General features: G+C 55.9%; 13 protein-coding genes. 5 read left to right on the top strand and 8 right to left on the bottom strand.

The window, feature by feature from the left end; genetic code table 11:
* Positions 1 to 136: 136 nt before the first annotated feature.
* From CRP40_RS20815 to acnA, 6 genes are all read right to left on the bottom strand, one after another.
* Positions 137 to 1159, bottom strand: a complete 1023-nt coding sequence (locus CRP40_RS20815; RefSeq protein WP_231100240.1) for an alpha/beta hydrolase — start codon at positions 1157 to 1159, stop codon at positions 137 to 139.
* 88 nt (positions 1160 to 1247) lie between these two features.
* Positions 1248 to 1973, bottom strand: coding sequence for an ABC transporter substrate-binding protein (locus CRP40_RS20810; protein WP_027915677.1), 726 nt, complete (start codon positions 1971 to 1973; stop codon positions 1248 to 1250).
* 13 nt (positions 1974 to 1986) lie between these two features.
* On the bottom strand, positions 1987 to 3177 hold the full coding sequence (locus CRP40_RS20805; RefSeq protein WP_231100331.1) for an OprD family porin: 1191 nt from the start codon (positions 3175 to 3177) through the stop codon (positions 1987 to 1989).
* Positions 3178 to 3313: 136 nt separating this feature from the next.
* Entirely contained in the window at positions 3314 to 4534 is a 1221-nt protein-coding gene (locus tag CRP40_RS20800; RefSeq protein WP_231100241.1) for a lactonase family protein, read from the bottom strand.
* A gap of 71 nt (positions 4535 to 4605) precedes the next feature.
* On the bottom strand, positions 4606 to 5754 hold the full coding sequence (prpF, locus tag CRP40_RS20795; protein ID WP_025755077.1) for a 2-methylaconitate cis-trans isomerase PrpF: 1149 nt from the start codon (positions 5752 to 5754) through the stop codon (positions 4606 to 4608).
* Complete coding sequence (acnA, locus tag CRP40_RS20790; protein WP_027915680.1) at positions 5754 to 8381, bottom strand: aconitate hydratase AcnA; 2628 nt, start codon at positions 8379 to 8381, stop codon at positions 5754 to 5756. Before acnA ends, prpF begins: the two co-directional genes overlap by 1 nt.
* A gap of 294 nt (positions 8382 to 8675) precedes the next feature.
* Here acnA and CRP40_RS20785 point away from each other — a divergent pair, with 294 nt between their 5' ends.
* The 4 genes from CRP40_RS20785 (at position 8676) to CRP40_RS20775 (ending at position 13565) form a co-directional block, all read left to right on the top strand.
* Positions 8676 to 9995: a CitMHS family transporter gene (locus tag CRP40_RS20785; protein WP_027915681.1), complete on the top strand. Its 1320-nt coding sequence runs from the start codon at positions 8676 to 8678 to the stop codon at positions 9993 to 9995.
* 255 nt (positions 9996 to 10250) lie between these two features.
* Positions 10251 to 10418 (top strand): hypothetical protein, encoded by a 168-nt coding sequence (locus tag CRP40_RS22070; RefSeq protein ID WP_155738208.1) that lies wholly within the window; start codon positions 10251 to 10253, stop codon positions 10416 to 10418.
* A 406-nt stretch (positions 10419 to 10824) separates the two neighbouring features.
* Complete coding sequence (locus CRP40_RS20780; RefSeq protein ID WP_027915682.1) at positions 10825 to 11751, top strand: GntR family transcriptional regulator; 927 nt, start codon at positions 10825 to 10827, stop codon at positions 11749 to 11751.
* Positions 11752 to 13196: 1445 nt separating this feature from the next.
* Entirely contained in the window at positions 13197 to 13565 is a 369-nt protein-coding gene (locus CRP40_RS20775; RefSeq protein WP_027915683.1) for a histone-like nucleoid-structuring protein, MvaT/MvaU family, read from the top strand.
* Positions 13566 to 13800: 235 nt separating this feature from the next.
* Here CRP40_RS20775 and CRP40_RS20770 read toward each other — a convergent pair whose 3' ends face one another.
* Positions 13801 to 14742, bottom strand: a complete 942-nt coding sequence (locus CRP40_RS20770) for a tyrosine-type recombinase/integrase (RefSeq protein ID WP_027915684.1) — start codon at positions 14740 to 14742, stop codon at positions 13801 to 13803.
* Positions 14743 to 14948: 206 nt separating this feature from the next.
* Here CRP40_RS20770 and CRP40_RS20765 point away from each other — a divergent pair, with 206 nt between their 5' ends.
* A complete protein-coding gene (locus tag CRP40_RS20765; protein ID WP_033695119.1) occupies positions 14949 to 15947 on the top strand; it encodes a DNA-binding protein in 999 nt (332 codons plus the stop codon).
* Between the two features lie 135 nt (positions 15948 to 16082).
* Here CRP40_RS20765 and CRP40_RS20760 read toward each other — a convergent pair.
* The coding region (locus CRP40_RS20760; RefSeq protein WP_141400920.1) for an integrase core domain-containing protein at positions 16083 to 16364 on the bottom strand (282 nt) is incomplete at its 5' end.

The following is a 16364-nucleotide window of genomic DNA, read 5'->3' as shown; positions in this document are numbered from 1 at the left end:
TAAGGCACGGTAATACATGCGCACATCCCAGGCTCTAGGATCAGGGCCTACATTAGTCACTGCTTGGGAGAATATGGCATGCGTCTGCTGGTGAGTTTCGCCACCCAGCCTGCGACTCAAGACCAACCTTGATCAATCAATCGAAGGCCCGAGCGTCGAAGAACTGAATGGTAGTGTTTAAGGCTTCTAGATTGGTTTTATGAGTGATCGTACTATCTTGCTCGCAGATGAAGCTGTGACCAACATCGGGATACACAGTAAGTTGGTGCGGAACGTTAGCTGCAGCTAACGCATGCGCTAATTGAATACTTTGTAAGTAAGGGACTTTTTCATCTTTTCTCCCTACCAAAATCAAGGTGGGCGCTGTTTCGTTGCTAACTTCTAACGCCGGACTGGCCCCTTTAGGAACATCCGAGGAGTCGGGTAAGTAACGCAGTAATTGCGACTCTGGAGCGAGCTCGTGCTGCGGAAGAGACAACCCGAGGAGTTGGGCTTGATAAGGTAGGGTTTGGAAGCAGAACACGCCGTACCATACCGCTACGGCTTGAATTGTGACAGCACGGCCTCCAGGTTCGGCCGCGGGAGAGTTACCATCGGTCCACGGGTTGCCCAAACTTGCAGCGATCTGCGCGCCAGCGGATACTCCCCAGACGTAGGTATTGGTAGTGTCAATTTGAAGATCTTCAGCGATTCCTGCCAGATAATTCAGGGCGGCTTTGGCATCCTCGAGCTGTCCAGGCCACCTCACTTCCGCGCTCAGTCGGTAGTTGATCGACGCCACGGCATATCCGCGGGCGGCTATCTCTGCCAGCAGCCGCGGGAAATCGCTGAACACTCCTGACCGATGACTGTCGCCTCGTCGCCATCCGCCGCCATGTATATAAATCAGCAACGGGGAAGGAGAGGACCGACGCGGGCTGGGCGGTAGGTAAAGGTCCAGTGTCACAGGACGATATCCCTCGATCCGTGCGTAGGGCATTGCTCCATTAAGGGTTACGCCATTGTCAAACTCAACAATCCAGGGCGGCATTGCGTCTTTGTACACCATCGAAGCGCTGGTCTTTGCGTCTATCCAACTGTCCATTCTATTGGGATGCTCTATTGCTGATTCGCGAACGATCTGAAGAACCGAACTTGCCAAAAAATTGATTGATGGCACTAACGATTACCCTGTAACTGTTTGTTTTCACAGATCGGGACCAGTGAAGCCCATCAGATTATATGAGGCCTCGTCTCCAGTATCGACCTCAACGGGGTGCGCTGACGTCGGTTTGCCCGCTGGCAAGTAATGCACCCCGGATGAAGCCCTCGGCCAATCGTCGTTCGACGAAGTCTCTAACATAGGCTGCTCCAGCATCACGGCCTCGTGGCACTGCGACTGCTTGGCGGATAGCGGTGAAGGCTCCCTGCATCACCCGATAATTCTGATTCTTGGCTGCGATTTGTTCCAGCGGTTGTCTGACCCCGGCGGCAGCATCCAGGTCTTGGTCAATGAATAGGTCTACTGCACCTGCAGACGTTTCAGCTCGGTGTAGCTCTGCATGCTGCAACGTACGTGACAGGTACAGGTCGTAAGCAGCGCCGTTGCCTACCGCAAGCCGAAGTCCAGGTTGATCCAGGTCCTCGGTTTTGGAATAGGGCGACTCGGCCTTTACCAGATAGGTCCCTTCGATAAGTACGTAGGGTTCACTGAAGCTGATCTGGGCGGCGCGGACAGGCTCGATAGCCAGGAAGGCCAACGTCCACGCGTTGTCTTCAAGTGCAGCGAATACCTTCCCGGCCGCGTCGTATGTGCGCAATTCGAGACCTACGCCCAGCTCTTCGGCCAGCGATTTAGCAAGTGCAACAGAAACACCATGCGGTTCTCCGTCAGCGCCTGGCTGAGCCAGCACTGGGTTACCGAAGTTGATCGCCGCACGCAGAATGCCGTTGGGCGCCAGGTCCTTGAGAACCTGCTGGGCAATAGGGCTCATACCTTCTCCTGGGTTAGAAAATTGGGAATGTGTAGGACACGATCAGGCGGTTTTCATCCGCGCCACGTGCAAAGCTCGATCGATAGCTCGCGTTACGCCACCGGACCGATACGTTCTTCAGGGCACCGGATTGCACCACATACTGCAGTTCAGTGTTGCGCTCCCATTCATGGCCCTCACCGGTGATGGTCGCTGCGTCGGCCTGGTCGCCTCGCAGGTAGCGGGTCATGAAGGTCAAGCCAGGAATGCCGAGAGCCGCGAAGTTGTAGTCGTAGCGCAATTGCCAAGACCGTTCACCGGGCTCGGCGAAGTCGTTGAGCTGGACGAAGTTGACCAGGTAAGGATCAGTTCCATCGAGATAGGGCATGGAGGTAGAACCGTTCATCTTTTGCAGTCCCAGACCAAGCGCATGTCCGCCCAAGCTGTAGGTGAACATGCCGGAAATTGCTCTGCTATCGATACGTCCGCCCAAAGCTCGACCGTCATCGTCGCTATCCATGTAGCGAAGATCAGCTTTGATCTTCCCGGGGCCCACTGGAATCGAATAGTTCGCCCCCACGAAGTGTTGGTGGTAGACCTGTTCCAGCTCTGCATATTGATAGGTCAGTAGCAGGTCTTTTGTGAGCTGGTAATCCAAGCCGCCCAGCCAGAAGGCGTCACCTTCGGTATTGCCTGTGAAACGACGGTTTTTGTTGTTTAGTGTGATCGGTACGCGGTCTGTCGAGTCGCGATCGGTTTGGCGCTCGAAGCGGGCACCGATGAAGGACAGCGAATCGAATTCTTTGCTGGTGAGCAGGCCGCCCTCAAAGGTCTGGGGAAGGAGGCGGCCAGTGTTGGCCTGAACAGTGGGCAGCTTGGGGATCAGAGTGCCGTATTTAAGCTCTGTCTCGGATAGGCGCATCTTGCCAGTCAGGCCCAGGCGGCTGAACTCGTCAGCAGCGCGACCATCATCATGAGTCGGTAACAGGCCAGTACCGGTTCGATCGGGACTTGAGTCCAGCTTCAGGCCGAGCATGCCCAGAGCATCGACCCCAAAACCGACTGGCCCTGGTGTGTATCCGGACTTCGCATCGAGAATGAAACCATGGGCCCATTCTTCGCGCTTTGACTGGCCAGCACCGTCACGGAAATCGCGGTTGATGTAGAAGTTCGTCGTTTGCAAGGTGACCTTGCTGTCGTCGATAAAACCATCCCCATAGGCCATAGCTGCGGCCAGGCAAGGAGTAACGGCGAGAAGCTTGCAACCAATCTTGTTTTTGTTATGCATGTGCTGCTCCATCGATTGGAACGTGGGGTATAGGCGTGCCTCCCGGCACGCCAGGATCAGGAAAAAAAGAGGTTCAAGCGGTGCGGAAAATCATGCAGACCGGGCTGCCGGTCTGGATCTGATGCTCCAGCAAAGCCAGTTCGCCTTTCGGGCTAATGGAGAATGTCTTGATGTTGTCGCTGTCTTCGTTAGCGACGAACAAGAAGCGACCGTTAGGGGACGCGGTCATGAACCGAGGCTTCTTGCCGTGGCTAGGTACGTTGCCGATCGGGTTGATCTTCCCGGTAGGCTGATCCACCGAATAAATGGTCACGCTGTCATGCCCGCGATTTGAAGAGAACAAATGTACTCCATCCGGTGCAATGACCAGCGCTGCTGCACGGCTGTCCCCTACAAAGTCCTGAGGGAGGGCTGGAACCATCTGGAATGGAACCAGGGAGCCGTCATTCTGGTTGTAGCGGTAGCTGGTGATCGTGCTGTCCAGTTCGTTCACGACGTAAGCAAATGACCCGGTCGGAGAGAACACCACATGTCGAGGTCCGGCCCCCTCGCGTGCCTTGATTTCATGCGCTAGTTCAGGCTTCAGTGCGGTCCCGTTCTGCTTCAAATCGAACACAAAGACTTTATCCAGTCCTTTGTCCGGGACCACCAGGAAGCGGCCCGATGGATCGCGTGGGATCATGTGCGGGTGGGAGCTCGCCTGCTCGATCTTGTGCGGGCCAGGGTTGCCCGGAAGGTCGTATTTGCTGATGACGGGTTGCAGGTGGCCGGTCTTATCGAACGGCAGAATGACAATGCTGCCGGTGGCATAGTTGGCCACAGCGAGGAATTTGTTGCTCTTGTCCACGGTAAGATGGACGGGGTTGTTCCCTTCGCAACTAACCGAGCTCACCTTCGTGAGCGTTCCGCTGGCTGGCTCAATTTGGAATGAGCTGACAATGGACTGGTCGCCATGCACGCAGAACAGCAGGTTCTGGGTTTGGTCGAGGCACAGGAAGGATGGGTTCGTCAGATCGCCGACGGTTTGAACCAGTTCGGAGCGACCTGTCTGCGGGTCATGTCGATAAACCGTGATGCCTGCACCGCGGGCGTTACGCTCGCGAGTGGTTCTGGAGCCCACATAGACAATTTGGGTTTTGTTCGAGTTGGCAGGCTGCATAGCGTTCTTCTCAGGTCCTGATTTGGCATCTGCCGCTCCCGCGCCGAGGCCCAAAATGGTTGCCGCAGCGACGATGGAAGTAGAAGAGAGCAGCGTGCGTCGAGAAATGGCGGGTGAGAACGGTGATGGGCACATAGCAAAATCTCATCGTTGTTTTTGTTGTGATGAGTACCGCCGACCTTCGAAGGTCGGCGGTAGCTGAGCAATCAGTACTTCGACGGTACGAGCACCCAGCCTTCCATCAGGCGACGGGCGCTTCGGCTCATGACGGCCTTGTCCACAATCCAGTTGCCATCGACTTGGGTGGTCTGCGCGCCTACGGCAACGGTGCCGGCGGTGTGGCCCATGTTGACTTGGCGTTCACCGATATCGCCGACGATACGGTTGACCAGCGTGCCTTCCAGAGCGGCCGCCACGGCAACGGCTACAGCGCCAGTGCCGGTGATTGCGTGGTGCAGTTTGCCCATGGAAAGGATGCGGGCGATCACATCGATCTCGCCGGCTTCGACTGTCTTGCCACCGGCAGCGCCGTAGGTTTGCGGCGGAGCTACCAGGCAGAGCTTCGGCGTGTGAGGGCGAAGGCGCGTTGCTTCTTCAGCGGTAGCCGCCAGACCCATGGCCACGGTGCAGTGTGCGCGGATGGTTTCCAGCGATTGCAGCAGTTCGGCGTTGCCGTTGACCTGGTCTTGGGTCTCGGTCCCGGTCAGGCCAACGCGCTGGGCGTCGACGAAGATCGTCGGGTTGCCTGCGTTGAGCAATGTTGCCGGCAAGCCTGGGAAGCCAGGGATATCCAGTTCATCCACGACATTGCCGGTTGGCAGAATGCTGCCGCCCGAACCGCCAGGCTGAAGGAATTCCACGACGATTTCGGCAGCAGGGAAGGCGACGCCATCCAGCACGAAATCACCTTCTTCAACGACCTCGCCATCCTTCATCGGGACATGGGCGATGATGCGTTTCTGAATATTGGCCTGCCAGATGCGGATGGTGGCGATGCCGTCACGAGGCGCATCGACGAGCCCTTGGCGAATGGCGAAAGGACCGACGGCTGCGCTCAGGTTGCCGCAGTTACCGGACCAGTCGACAACCGGGTTTTCGATTGCCGGGGCGCCGAACAGGTAGTCAACATCGCAATCGGTACGACCCGATTTACCGATGATGACGACCTTGCTGGAGCTGGAGGTGGCAGCACCCATGCCGTCGATCTGCTTGCCATAAGGATCCGGACTGCCAATGACGCGAAGCATCAGTGCATCGCGCTCTGGGCCTGCAGCCGGAACATCTTGCTCAAGGAAAAAGACGCCCTTACTGGTGCCGCCGCGCATGAATACGGCAGGGATTCGAACTTGAGTCATTACACTGCTCCTTCCAATTGCTTCGCTTTAGCAGCCTTGTCCATGCTCTCCACCAGCAGCTGCGGCAGCAGGCCGCCGCGGCGGAAGTAGCGCACGTCTTCATGTGTATCCAGGCGGCTGGTGACGGTTACGTTTTCAGTGGAGCCATCTGCACGCTCAATGACGAGTAGCAGCTTGTCGCCAGGCGCGAAGGTGTCGTTGATGCCTTCCACCGAGAACTTCTCGTGACCGGTCAGGCCCAGCGTCTTGCGAGTTACACCTTCTGGGAACTGCAGCGGGAGGATGCCCAGGCCAGCCAGGTTGGTGCGGTGGATGCGCTCGAAGCTCTCGGCCACGACAACGCGCACGCCCAGCAGGCGAGGGCCTTTGGCTGCCCAGTCACGCGACGAACCACTGCCGTACTCCTTGCCTGCCACTACTATCAGAGGCTGCTTGCGATCGGCATAAGCTTGGGCGGCTTCGAACACGGTGCTCACGCGGTTTTCCGGCAGCAGCAGCGTCCAAGGGCCTTCGCGGCCGTCAGTCATCAGCTCGTTCTTCAGGCGAGGGCTTGCGAAGGTGGCGCGCTGTGCGGCTTCGTGGTTGCCGCGACGAGTGCCATAGGAGTTGAAGTCATCAACACCAATGCCGTGGCCTTTCAAATACGAACCTGCGTCGCTGTCCGGCAGGATGGCGCCCGACGGCGAGATGTGGTCGGTCGTAATGTTGTCCGCCAGCATCACCAGAACGCGCATGTCTTTCAGGTCGCGTTGAGGGTCGGTAGCAGTCAGCTCATCGCTCCAGTACGGCGGCTTGCGGATGTAGGTGCTGCTCTGGTCCCAGGCGTACTGATCGGTAACGCCGGCGCGCAGGTCAGAGGCGATGACGCCCGCTTCGCGAGGTACCGAGCTGTAAGCCTTGTCGAACAGGTCGGCCGACAGTGCTTTCTTCTCGATCTCGTCCAGCTCTTGATCCGAAGGCCACAGCTCGCTGAGGTAAACCGGCTTGCCTTCGGCGTCGGTGCCGAGCGCATCCACTTGCGGGTCGATGCGGTAGGTGCCAGCAATCGCGTACGCCACGATCAGGGGAGGGGACATGATGAACACTTCACGAGCCAGCGGGTGTACGCGACCTTCGAAGTTGCGGTTACCGGAGGTCGCTGCAACGGTTTCCAGCTTGCGAGTGCGAATTTCGTCCTCGATCTCTTTGCTGAGCAGAGGGCCGGACATGCCGTTGCAGGTCGTGCAGCCGTAACCAACAACGTTGAAGCCCATGTTGTCGAGGTCCACGTTCAGACCTGCACGGTCCAGGTAGTCGGCGACCACCTTGGAGCCGGGTGCGAAGGAAGTCTTGACCCATGGAGCACGACGCAGACCGCGCTTGAGTGCATTGCGGGCGACCAGGGCCGCAGCGATCACGCCACGGGGGTTGGAGGTATTGGTGCAGCTGGTGATGGCGGCAATCACGACCGAGCCGTTATCCAGGTCGGTAGGGACGTCTTTTGCTGCTTCGCCTTTACCCAGCAGGATGCGCTGGTGAGGTTGTTTCGGGCCGGCAATCGCACGACCAACGGTGCTCAGGTCGAGGGTGACGACACGGTCGTATTCGACCGATTCCAGGCTGTCATGCCACAGACCTTGATGTTTGGCATAAGCCTCGGTCAGCTCGGCAATCTCACCGCCGCGACCGCTGAGTCGCAGGTAGTGCAGGGTGCGATCGTCGATCGCGAACATTGCTGCGGTAGCGCCGAACTCAGGAGCCATGTTGGACAGGGTGCCACGGTCCGCCAAGGACAGGGCGGCAACGCCTGGGCCATGGAATTCCAACACGCTGCCGATTACGCCGGCTTTGCGCAGGCTTTCGGTCAAGGCAAGCGCGATGTCGGTAGCAACGTAGCCCGATGGCGGGACGCCTTCCAGTCGGACGCCGACGATTTCTGGAACCCGCATCATCAGGGCTTTGCCCAGCATTGCGGCTTCTGCCTCGATGCCACCAACACCCCAGCCCAGCACGCCGATGCCGTTGATCATGGTGGTGTGGCTGTCAGTGCCGACTAGCGTATCTGGGAATGCCCACAGATCACCTTCAACTTCACGAGTGCCGATGACGGTGGTCAGGCGCTCCAGGTTGATCTGGTGAAGGATGCCGTTACCTGAAGGCACGATCGACAGGTTGTTGAAGGCCTTGTTGCACCAGTCGAGGAATGCAAAGCGTTCGGCATTGCGCTCGCGCTCGATGGCTTCGTTATCGGCCAATGCGCTGGCATCACCCCAACGCTCTACGTTCAGCGAGTGGTCCACGACGAGGTGAGTAGGGGTGACCGGGTTTACCTGGCGTGGATCGCCGCCTGCTTTTGCTACTGCGTCACGCAGACCGGCCAGGTCGACCAGGGCAGGGGTGCCGAGCAGGTCCTGAAGAACCACGCGAGCGGGGCGGAAGGGGATGTCGCTGTTTTTAGATCGAGTGCAAATTACCTTCAGCGCTTCGTTCGGCTCTGCTTCGGTGCGCAGGACGTTTTCAGCGAGGATCCGGAGGCTCATTGGCAGGCGGGCAAAGTCGCCGCCTATCGCTTTTACAGCTTCCGATACGTTGCAGACGCGGTAGTCGCGACCGTTTACGGCCAGGGTTTGGCCAATGTGCTTGCTCATGCCGGGGACCTCACAGGCGTGTTTTTTGTGAGGCGATATTGCACTTTGTCTAAACTTGAGTCAATTTATCTCCAGCAGAAAAACTTCGGTCGAGCGCCGAATGGTCACCTTGAAGCCTGAAGACCGGCCATTTATCTGCCTGCCAACCTTTCCCGCACAAAGACAAAAACGAGGAAATTCAAGATGAAATGCAATCAGACCTACCGTAAATCCGTCCGGCACCAGTCCGCTCAGTCCCTTTCGTTCCGCTAAAGCTTGGCTTCGCGGCACTAAAACAATAAGGAGAGAGCCATGCTGCTGACCGTGCTCGGTTTTTCGATGGTCACCTGTTTCATGTACCTGATCATGACCAAGCGGCTTACCGCCCTGGTTGCCTTGATCGTGGTACCGATCGTGTTTGCCCTGATTGGTGGCTTCTACGCCGGCCTGGGCGGAATGATGCTCGACGGCATCAAAACGTTGGCGCCGACTGGTGTCATGCTGACCTTCTCGATTCTTTACTTCGGCATCATGATCGACGCGGGACTGTTCGATTCATTGGTGCGCTGCATCCTGAAGATCGTGAAGGGTGACCCGCTGAAGGTCTTGGTCGGAACCACGATCTTGACCATGCTTGTATCCCTGGATGGCGACAGTTCCACTACTTACATGATCGTGGTCGCCGCATTCCTGCCGCTTTATCAGCGCCTGGGAATGAGCGTTCTGGGCCTGACCTGCGTGGTCAACATCGCCAACGGCATCATGAACATCTCCCCGTGGGGCGGCCCTACTGCCCGCGCTGCGGCTGCGCTGCATGTCGACGCTATGGACATCTTCCTGCCTATGGTGCCGTCGATGCTGCTGGGCTGCGCCTGCTTGCTCTTCATCGCAATTCTGCTGGGTCGACGTGAGCGTGCTCGCCTGGGCGTGATTGCCGTGGATGATTTCCACAACGGCTCTATCGCGTTGGGTAATGGTTCGCATGAGGAGTGCGATCGCAATCGCCGTCCGCACATGTTCTGGCCCAACCTGTTACTCACTGCAACGATGATTGGCGTGTTGATGGCAGGTATCGTACCGATTCAAGTGCTGTTCATGGTCTGCTTCGCCATCGCGGTGATGATCAACTACCCACATCTGGAGCAGCAGAAAGAGCGTATCTCCGCTCACGCGGGCAACGTTCTCGCGGTGACTTCGGTCATTTTCGCCGCAGGCATCTTCACCGGCATCCTTTCGGGTACCGGCATGGTCGATGCGATGGCGAAGGGGCTGTTGGCAGTCATTCCTGATGCGTTTGGCCCATACCTGGCGGTGTTCACTGCCTTGGTCAGCATTCCGTTCACCTTCTTCATGTCGAACGATGCCTTCTACTTCGGCATCTTGCCAGTGATCGCCCAGACCGCCGCTACCTACGGAATCTCGCATCTGGAGATCGCCCGGGCATCGGTGGTTGGTCAGCCTGTTCACTTGCTCAGCCCATTGGTGCCTTCGCTATATCTGCTGGTGGCGTTGGCAAAAGTCGACCTGGGTGACCACCAGCGCTTTGCGTTGAAATGGGCGCTCCTGGTGAGCATGGCCATGTTGGTAGGTGGCGTGATGTTCGGAGCATTCCCGGTCTATCACTCAGCTTCGTAAGTTGATGGCTGGCCGTCGGCTCTGCTGGCGGTTGGCTGTTGGCTGGGTATCTGTTCTTCGGCAAGCCTGAAGACATGCGGTGGCTGTGCAGCCAAGAGAGCAAAACTATCCTGGATTCGCGTTCCGGTGGCGGCAAAAAGGGGGTGCTGCAGCTTCTGCGCAAGGCTGCAACGTCTACACCCAGTATCCCCTCCTGACCTGGCTGCCGAGCTACCTTCAGCAAGAGCGGCATCTATTGCTGGAGAAATCGGTCTAGTGACTGCCATCCTGTATGCTGCTGCAATCGTGCTATACATGGGGCTGGGCAACCTCATCGGCTGGTATCTGACTCGCGGTGGCGGGTTTAACTCAGGCAAGCGCCGTAACGTGATTGCGATCTCGATGCTGATTGATAACTGCATTTTTTCTTGTGCCGTTTGCTGAATCTACTGCATCGCTTGTTTTGATTACGTCGCTCACTTTGGCTGGCATCGCGTCGACTACTTCGCTGAACTTCTCTTTGCTCAAGGACCTGCTGCCAAGTACCGGTGACGTTGTCGGGCAGTTGCGTTCATTGTCGTTGGCGGAAACCTTTTCGGTGTGGCCGCTCCGAGCGCCACTGGGACGCTGTTCAAGCCACGAGTTCGTACAACTGGTCCTCATGATCGCAGGCATCCTCCTGGTGGCTGGTGCGTTTATTGCACTGCTATGACCCGTAAGCCAATGGTCTCGACATCTGTTAACGCCGAACTCCATTTGGAAATGAACCCGCAAAAGGCATAATGTGGGAGCTGTGGGGTTCGTCTGATGGGAGGAGCCCCACAATCCAACGCCCCAACTCGGAAAAGATATGAATTTGACGCCTCTTCAAGCCCGCGTGGCTCGCGATATCGTTGCCTATGTTCGCCAAGAGCAACTGGCTGCGGGGCATCATGTCTCGGAGCTAGGACTGGCTAAGGCTTTGAAGACGTCACGAACTCCTATCAAGATTGCTCTCAACTACCTTGCCGAGCGAGGATTGCTGAGTCAGGACCGCAATCGCGGTTTTTTCCTGGCCAAGCCCTATGATGATCTGGCTGAAATTGCCCAAGATTTGTCGGTCTCCATCGACGACCCGGTCTATCAGCAGATCGCGGTGATGCGACTGAACGGCCAGATTCCTGAGCAGTTTGCTGAAACGGACCTGATGCGTTTATTCAACATTTCACGCTATATGCTGCGAGGGGTTTTGAGCCGCATTCAACAAGAAGGCTGGATTGAGCAGCGTGCCGGCCAAGGCTGGCAATTCCTGCCGATGATCGACTCGGTCGAAGCCTACGAAGAAAGCTATTCCTTCCGAGCGATCATCGAGCCGGCGGGACTGCTTGCCCCAACGTTTATGATCGATACCGAAGCTTTGGCTCGCTGTAAAAAGCAGCAGCAATTCATTGCTGATGGCGGCTACCTGACCATGACTCCGCAGGAACTGTTCGAATCAAATGCTCAGTTTCACGAGACGCTTGCCAGCTTTTCCGGCAACAGATTTCACGTCCAGACGGTTCGTCGTCTCGACCAGCTTCGCCGTCTTGTGGAATACCGTCAGGCTAGCAAGCGCGCTCCTCGGCGAGAGCAGGCGGTTGAGCATCTCGCTATCCTTGCTTGTCTTGAAAAAGGTGATCGGCTTGCAGCAGCTGATCACATGCGTAAGCACCTGGAACAAGCTCGCCGGCATAAAGTTGCAGCTGAGTTATTCGAGGCAGGTGAGCTGCCAATCAAAGTTGCTTTTGAGTCGGATTGAGCTGGCAGTCTGGACCGCTTGTTCTATTCAGTTGTCTTTCCGGTTTAAATTGCGCAGTGCTGGTTTTCATGTTCCAGCGTACGTTCATCCGGTCCATGTTGGTGATGTCTGGTAGAGGTGGGTATAGCGGAGTCGTTTGTTGGCGCCCGCTCAGCGATAATTTCTGGATGTTGCATCAGATAGGCCTCGAACGCACGAGCGATCTTGTAGCTATTGTAAGGGGCCCCTATCCATAAGCCAGCTAAAACAAACAATTGGAGGCCCGTATGCTAGCGATAGATTTACTAGGCCCTTGCTCATCAGCAGGTCCGAGTTGCTGGAGTAGTCAGTTCCGTTGTTTCTGTGCGAATGGATCAGGTTCGCGGTCTAGCGGCATTCGTTTTGGGTAACCATCAATTGGCGGCTAACTGGCTCATCGAACCGGCCCTTGGCTTGGGGGGGCGCCCCCTGCAGTCTTCTTATGGATAACGAAGGGTATCGCCAAGTCTGCGAGTGCCTTGTGAGAATGGATTATGGTGTTTATTGATGCGCTGAGGACGTGAATGTGAGTTCCGGCGTTTGGATAGTAGGGTCCCGCTGCGGTGGCGGAGTGCTATGTAGGTTTGAACGGATGGATGAGGTGCACGAGAAGTGGAAAAAACATGCGATACAGACTCGATTGTTTTGATCGTGGAGCAACATGATTTTCGTCATCCAGTTTTGACTCGTGCGGCCTGACGGCCTTCGCTGAGCGGATTGGGTCGTCCCCATTCGCAGCAGATCTGTGACAGACAGAATCTGATGAGTAACAGTTTAGGGTGGCTGAAGAATTTCCGCTTCCTTTGTCCGGTCTGACCAGAAATATGCACAACGAAGCACATCATAGATGCGCAGGTTCATAGTATTTACTAATAAAAATCTTATCTTCATTAATCATTACTATTAATGGCAGCAATGGTAGTAGCTCACTACCTCTCGTCGCAGGATCGACCATTCTCAATCGAAAGGTCGTTTTATGAACTGGTCAGACCGCTGCGCTTACCGATTTGTATTTCACTTCTGGGTGCAAATAAAGTCAATTCAGCTGCAAATTCAAGCTCACAACGCTATTTACTCGAGGAGTGTGACCTGACCGGTCTAACCTGTTACGCCTGCTCGTGTGGTTGAGGAGCGTGCGAAGCTAGGCCGGGCTGTCGTCCTATCAGTCTGGGTATAGGAAGTTAACCGTCGGTTGAATGTGATGCGCGGGACGATTGAGCGTGTCGAAAAGGCACGTGAATTCTGCAAGCAGAGTAGCCTGCGGTCAGTACAACATCATGGATGTGTCAAGATTTATGCACTCTAGAGAAAACAATCCATGGTAAGTTAAAGTCAACGATGATTTAGAATCAGCGTCAAACTAAAAGACATCGTTAACGAAATGCTTTAGGATGTCCGACTATTTTCATTAAATTTGAGGATCTCATATGTCCCGCCTGGCAGAATTCCGTCAGCTTGAGCAAAAATTGGCCGCCCAGCTGGCCGAGCTGGAAGAAATGAAAAGCTCTTCTGAGCTGCAGAAAGAAATCGAATTTGAGACCAAGCTGCGCGATTTGCTGAGCAAATACGGTTACAGCCTTCGCGACATTATCAACATTCTGGATCCGCAGGCGAACCGTCGTTCAGTCGCTCCTTCAGCTGCAGAAAAGTCCCCGCGCCGCGCCCGTGAGGTGAAGCAGTACAAGAACCCGCACAATGGCGAGATCATCGAAACCAAGGGCGGCAATCACAAGCTGCTTAAGGAATGGAAAGCCGAGTACGGATCCGAGGAAGTGGAAAGCTGGCTGGCTCGCTAGAATCATCTTCCGAACGCAGACAAACCGCCTTCAAGGGCGGTTTTTTTATACATCCCAACCGCTGGCATTGAATCAAATTTCTACGTTTTCAATGGCTACACCCGATTGGACCGGGACGTCATGAGATGTAAGTGAGCTGAGATGGCCATCTGTCTCGATCATGCCTATCCAGAAACTCCAGCCAGCAGCGGTCAACGCAATCCTACCTCTGTTGGCAATCAGAGCGCGCCAGAAATCACCCCTCAAGCTTCCGCACGAGTCCGCCGAATTGCTGGGCGGGCTCCACATAGCGCAGCGCCGACTTCATGTCACTCCAGCCTACGTATTCCATCAAGGTCTTGATGTCCCAGCCTGAACTCGCCGCCCATGTGGCAAAGCCCCGCCGGATGGAGTGAGCGGTAAACGTTTGAGAGGGTAGGCCGCAGCGCTCTAGGGTGCCCCGAAGAAGGGGGATGAGACTGTGGGCAGCGAGAGGTCGATCGCTGATGTTGCCCCAACGATCAATGCCCCGGAATACGCCGCCGCGGGTGAGGCCAGAAGCTTCCAGCCAATTGAGGTATGCCTCCACAGGACATAGCTTGGTCAATGAAGGGGTTTTGTACTCCCTCCCGATATTTTGTCGATCCCCCTTGCTAGTTCCCAAGTAAAACCTTATCCCAACGTAGCGCTCGGCATGTGTGTTCTCGATGGTGAGCCTGGCGAGTTCGTCTCCGCGAAACCCTCTCCAAAAGCCGATCGTCAGCAGGGCGATATCGCGAGTCGCTTTGAGTAGGCTAGACATGTTGCCGGCAGCTCTTGCCTGAACAACCTCCTCCTGGAGATGCGCCACTGCCTTTTCGAGATGCAGCAATGCTAGGGGTGCCGCTTGCTTTTGCTGCACAGGGTGTAATGCCCGAATACCTTTTAACAATTGCCTGACCTTGGGTGCTTTAGTGGGGTCAGGGAATCCGTTGCTTTGATGCCAGTTGGCTAGGGCAGCCAAGCGCTGCTTGAGGGTACTGAGCGCCAGTTGGTCAGCGTACTCAGCGATATACCGTACCACTGACTCACTGGTAGTGGGCAGATAGCCGCCCCAGGTCACCTCGTAGTGGGCGAGGGCAGCCGCATAGCTCTTCGAGGTGTTCTCTCGAACGCTCGCCTCTAGGTACCTCTCTGCCTTGCTGACCACTTCAACCACGCAATTTTCCCCGCTTCGAGCCATCGGTTGCTCGCTTTTACCATTTGTACGGCATTTCTAACCATTTTACTGCCGCTCAACGGCATGACAAGCCATAAACCTCGATTATGTCTTGCCAAAAATTAAGGAATAATTGCTATATAAAAGTGTTAAAGTGGCACGTAATTACATGAAACGTAAAACAGTACGAAATCGTAGGGGCAGACGTGGCTAGAGGCGGCATTAACCTGGTACTGGTGCGCAAGGCTCGCGAGGCGCTGCTGTCGAGAGGGCAGAACCCTAGCATCGACGCGATACGCATCGAACTTGGAAATACCGGATCAAAGACAACGATTCAGCGGTTTTTGAAGGAGATTGAATCACACGACCCTCGACCCTCGGCTTCGCCTTCGCGCCTAAGTGATGAACTTACGGAGCTGGTGGGTAAGATGCTTGAACGCCTGCTTGAGGAGGGAAACGAAGCCTTGGCGCATGAGCGGGCCGCATTTGAGCTTGAACGCAAAGCGATGGCAGCTGAGAGCGGTACACTTCAAAGCAAGCTTGAGCAATCGCAATTGGAGATCGCCAAGCTGCAGTCAGCCCTGCAGGCTCAGGACGAAGAACTCAAGATCGTTCAATCCAGCCTACAAACCGAGATCACTCGAAACGCCCGGCTCAGCCAGAGCTGCAGCGACCTTGAGATTCGCGTGCAAGAGAAGGACGCCCAGATCGAATCTCTGGAGGAGAAGCATACGCATGCCAGAGAAGCACTCGAGCACTACCGAGTAGCGGTAAAGGAGCAGCGCGACCAGGATCTAAACCGTCACGAAACTCAGATCTACCAGATGCAGCAAGAGGTGACACTCCTCCAGCAGACGCTCATGGTTAAGCAGGAAGAAGCCACTCGACTGATTCGCGATAACGAGCGATTGATAGCCGAAAACCGTCAGCACGCCAAGGAGGCCAGCCAGCATCGTGACGCTATCGAGCATCTGAGAGGCGACCTGGGCATCGCCAATGCTGCAACTGCTCGCGCGGAAGGGGCCAAAGAGCTACTGGCTCACCAGCTCGAAACCAAGAGTAAAGATGCTACCGATGCCCATCTGGCTGGAACAGCAGCGCAGCAAAGGGCAGAAGAGTTGAAGGCACTACTCGAGCAGTCTGAAAACGAGCTAGAAGCACTTCGCGCTGCGATTGAAACCAAGGATCGGTCTGAAAGTCGGTAAGCCTCGAGCCGAGACTTAGCAAGGAGTACTAATGTACTCCTCCCAACCTTTAAGCATACGAGTTTCTTTGCGCCTTTACCCAGGGCTGATCAATAGCGATTTACTTGGCTAGATGCGTTGGGCCGGGTGTAGTGGTCAACTCATCCCGGACACGGTTTTGAGTTTTTCTTCTGCTTTCGCTGGAGCTAGTCCATCGTTGAACTGATGAGGCCGGATCCAGTTGTAATGGCCCATTAGGTATTGGCCAATGTCTCGTTGAGCTTGCTGCCCGGTCAGGTAGCCCGTGGTCGGTATCCACTCTGATTTCAAGCTGCGGAAGACTCGCTCCATCGGTGCATTATCCCAACAGTTGCCTCGGCGGCTCATGCTCTGGCGTATGCGGTAGCGCCACAGTCTCTGGCGGAACTGACGGCTGCC

This window comes from Pseudomonas sp. URMO17WK12:I9 (genome assembly GCF_900230165.1).
Taxonomy (GTDB): domain Bacteria; phylum Pseudomonadota; class Gammaproteobacteria; order Pseudomonadales; family Pseudomonadaceae; genus Aquipseudomonas; species Aquipseudomonas fulva.
The sequence above is the reverse complement of the archived record's forward strand: the minus strand, read 5'-3'. Positions and strand labels throughout refer to the sequence as shown.

Bases quoted from the DNA above. Each gene is read 5' to 3' on its own strand.
- CRP40_RS20800 (WP_231100241.1), bottom strand. From the start codon at position 4,534: ATGTGCCCATCACCGTTCTCACCCGCCATTTCTCGACGCACGCTGCTC.
- CRP40_RS20810 (WP_027915677.1), bottom strand. From the start codon at position 1,973: ATGAGCCCTATTGCCCAGCAGGTTCTCAAGGACCTGGCGCCCAACGGC.
- CRP40_RS20775 (WP_027915683.1), top strand. From the start codon at position 13,197: ATGTCCCGCCTGGCAGAATTCCGTCAGCTTGAGCAAAAATTGGCCGCC.
- CRP40_RS20805 (WP_231100331.1), bottom strand. From the start codon at position 3,177: ATGGCCTATGGGGATGGTTTTATCGACGACAGCAAGGTCACCTTGCAA.
- prpF (WP_025755077.1), bottom strand. From the start codon at position 5,754: ATGACTCAAGTTCGAATCCCTGCCGTATTCATGCGCGGCGGCACCAGT.
- acnA (WP_027915680.1), bottom strand. From the start codon at position 8,381: ATGAGCAAGCACATTGGCCAAACCCTGGCCGTAAACGGTCGCGACTAC.
- CRP40_RS20780 (WP_027915682.1), top strand. From the start codon at position 10,825: ATGAATTTGACGCCTCTTCAAGCCCGCGTGGCTCGCGATATCGTTGCC.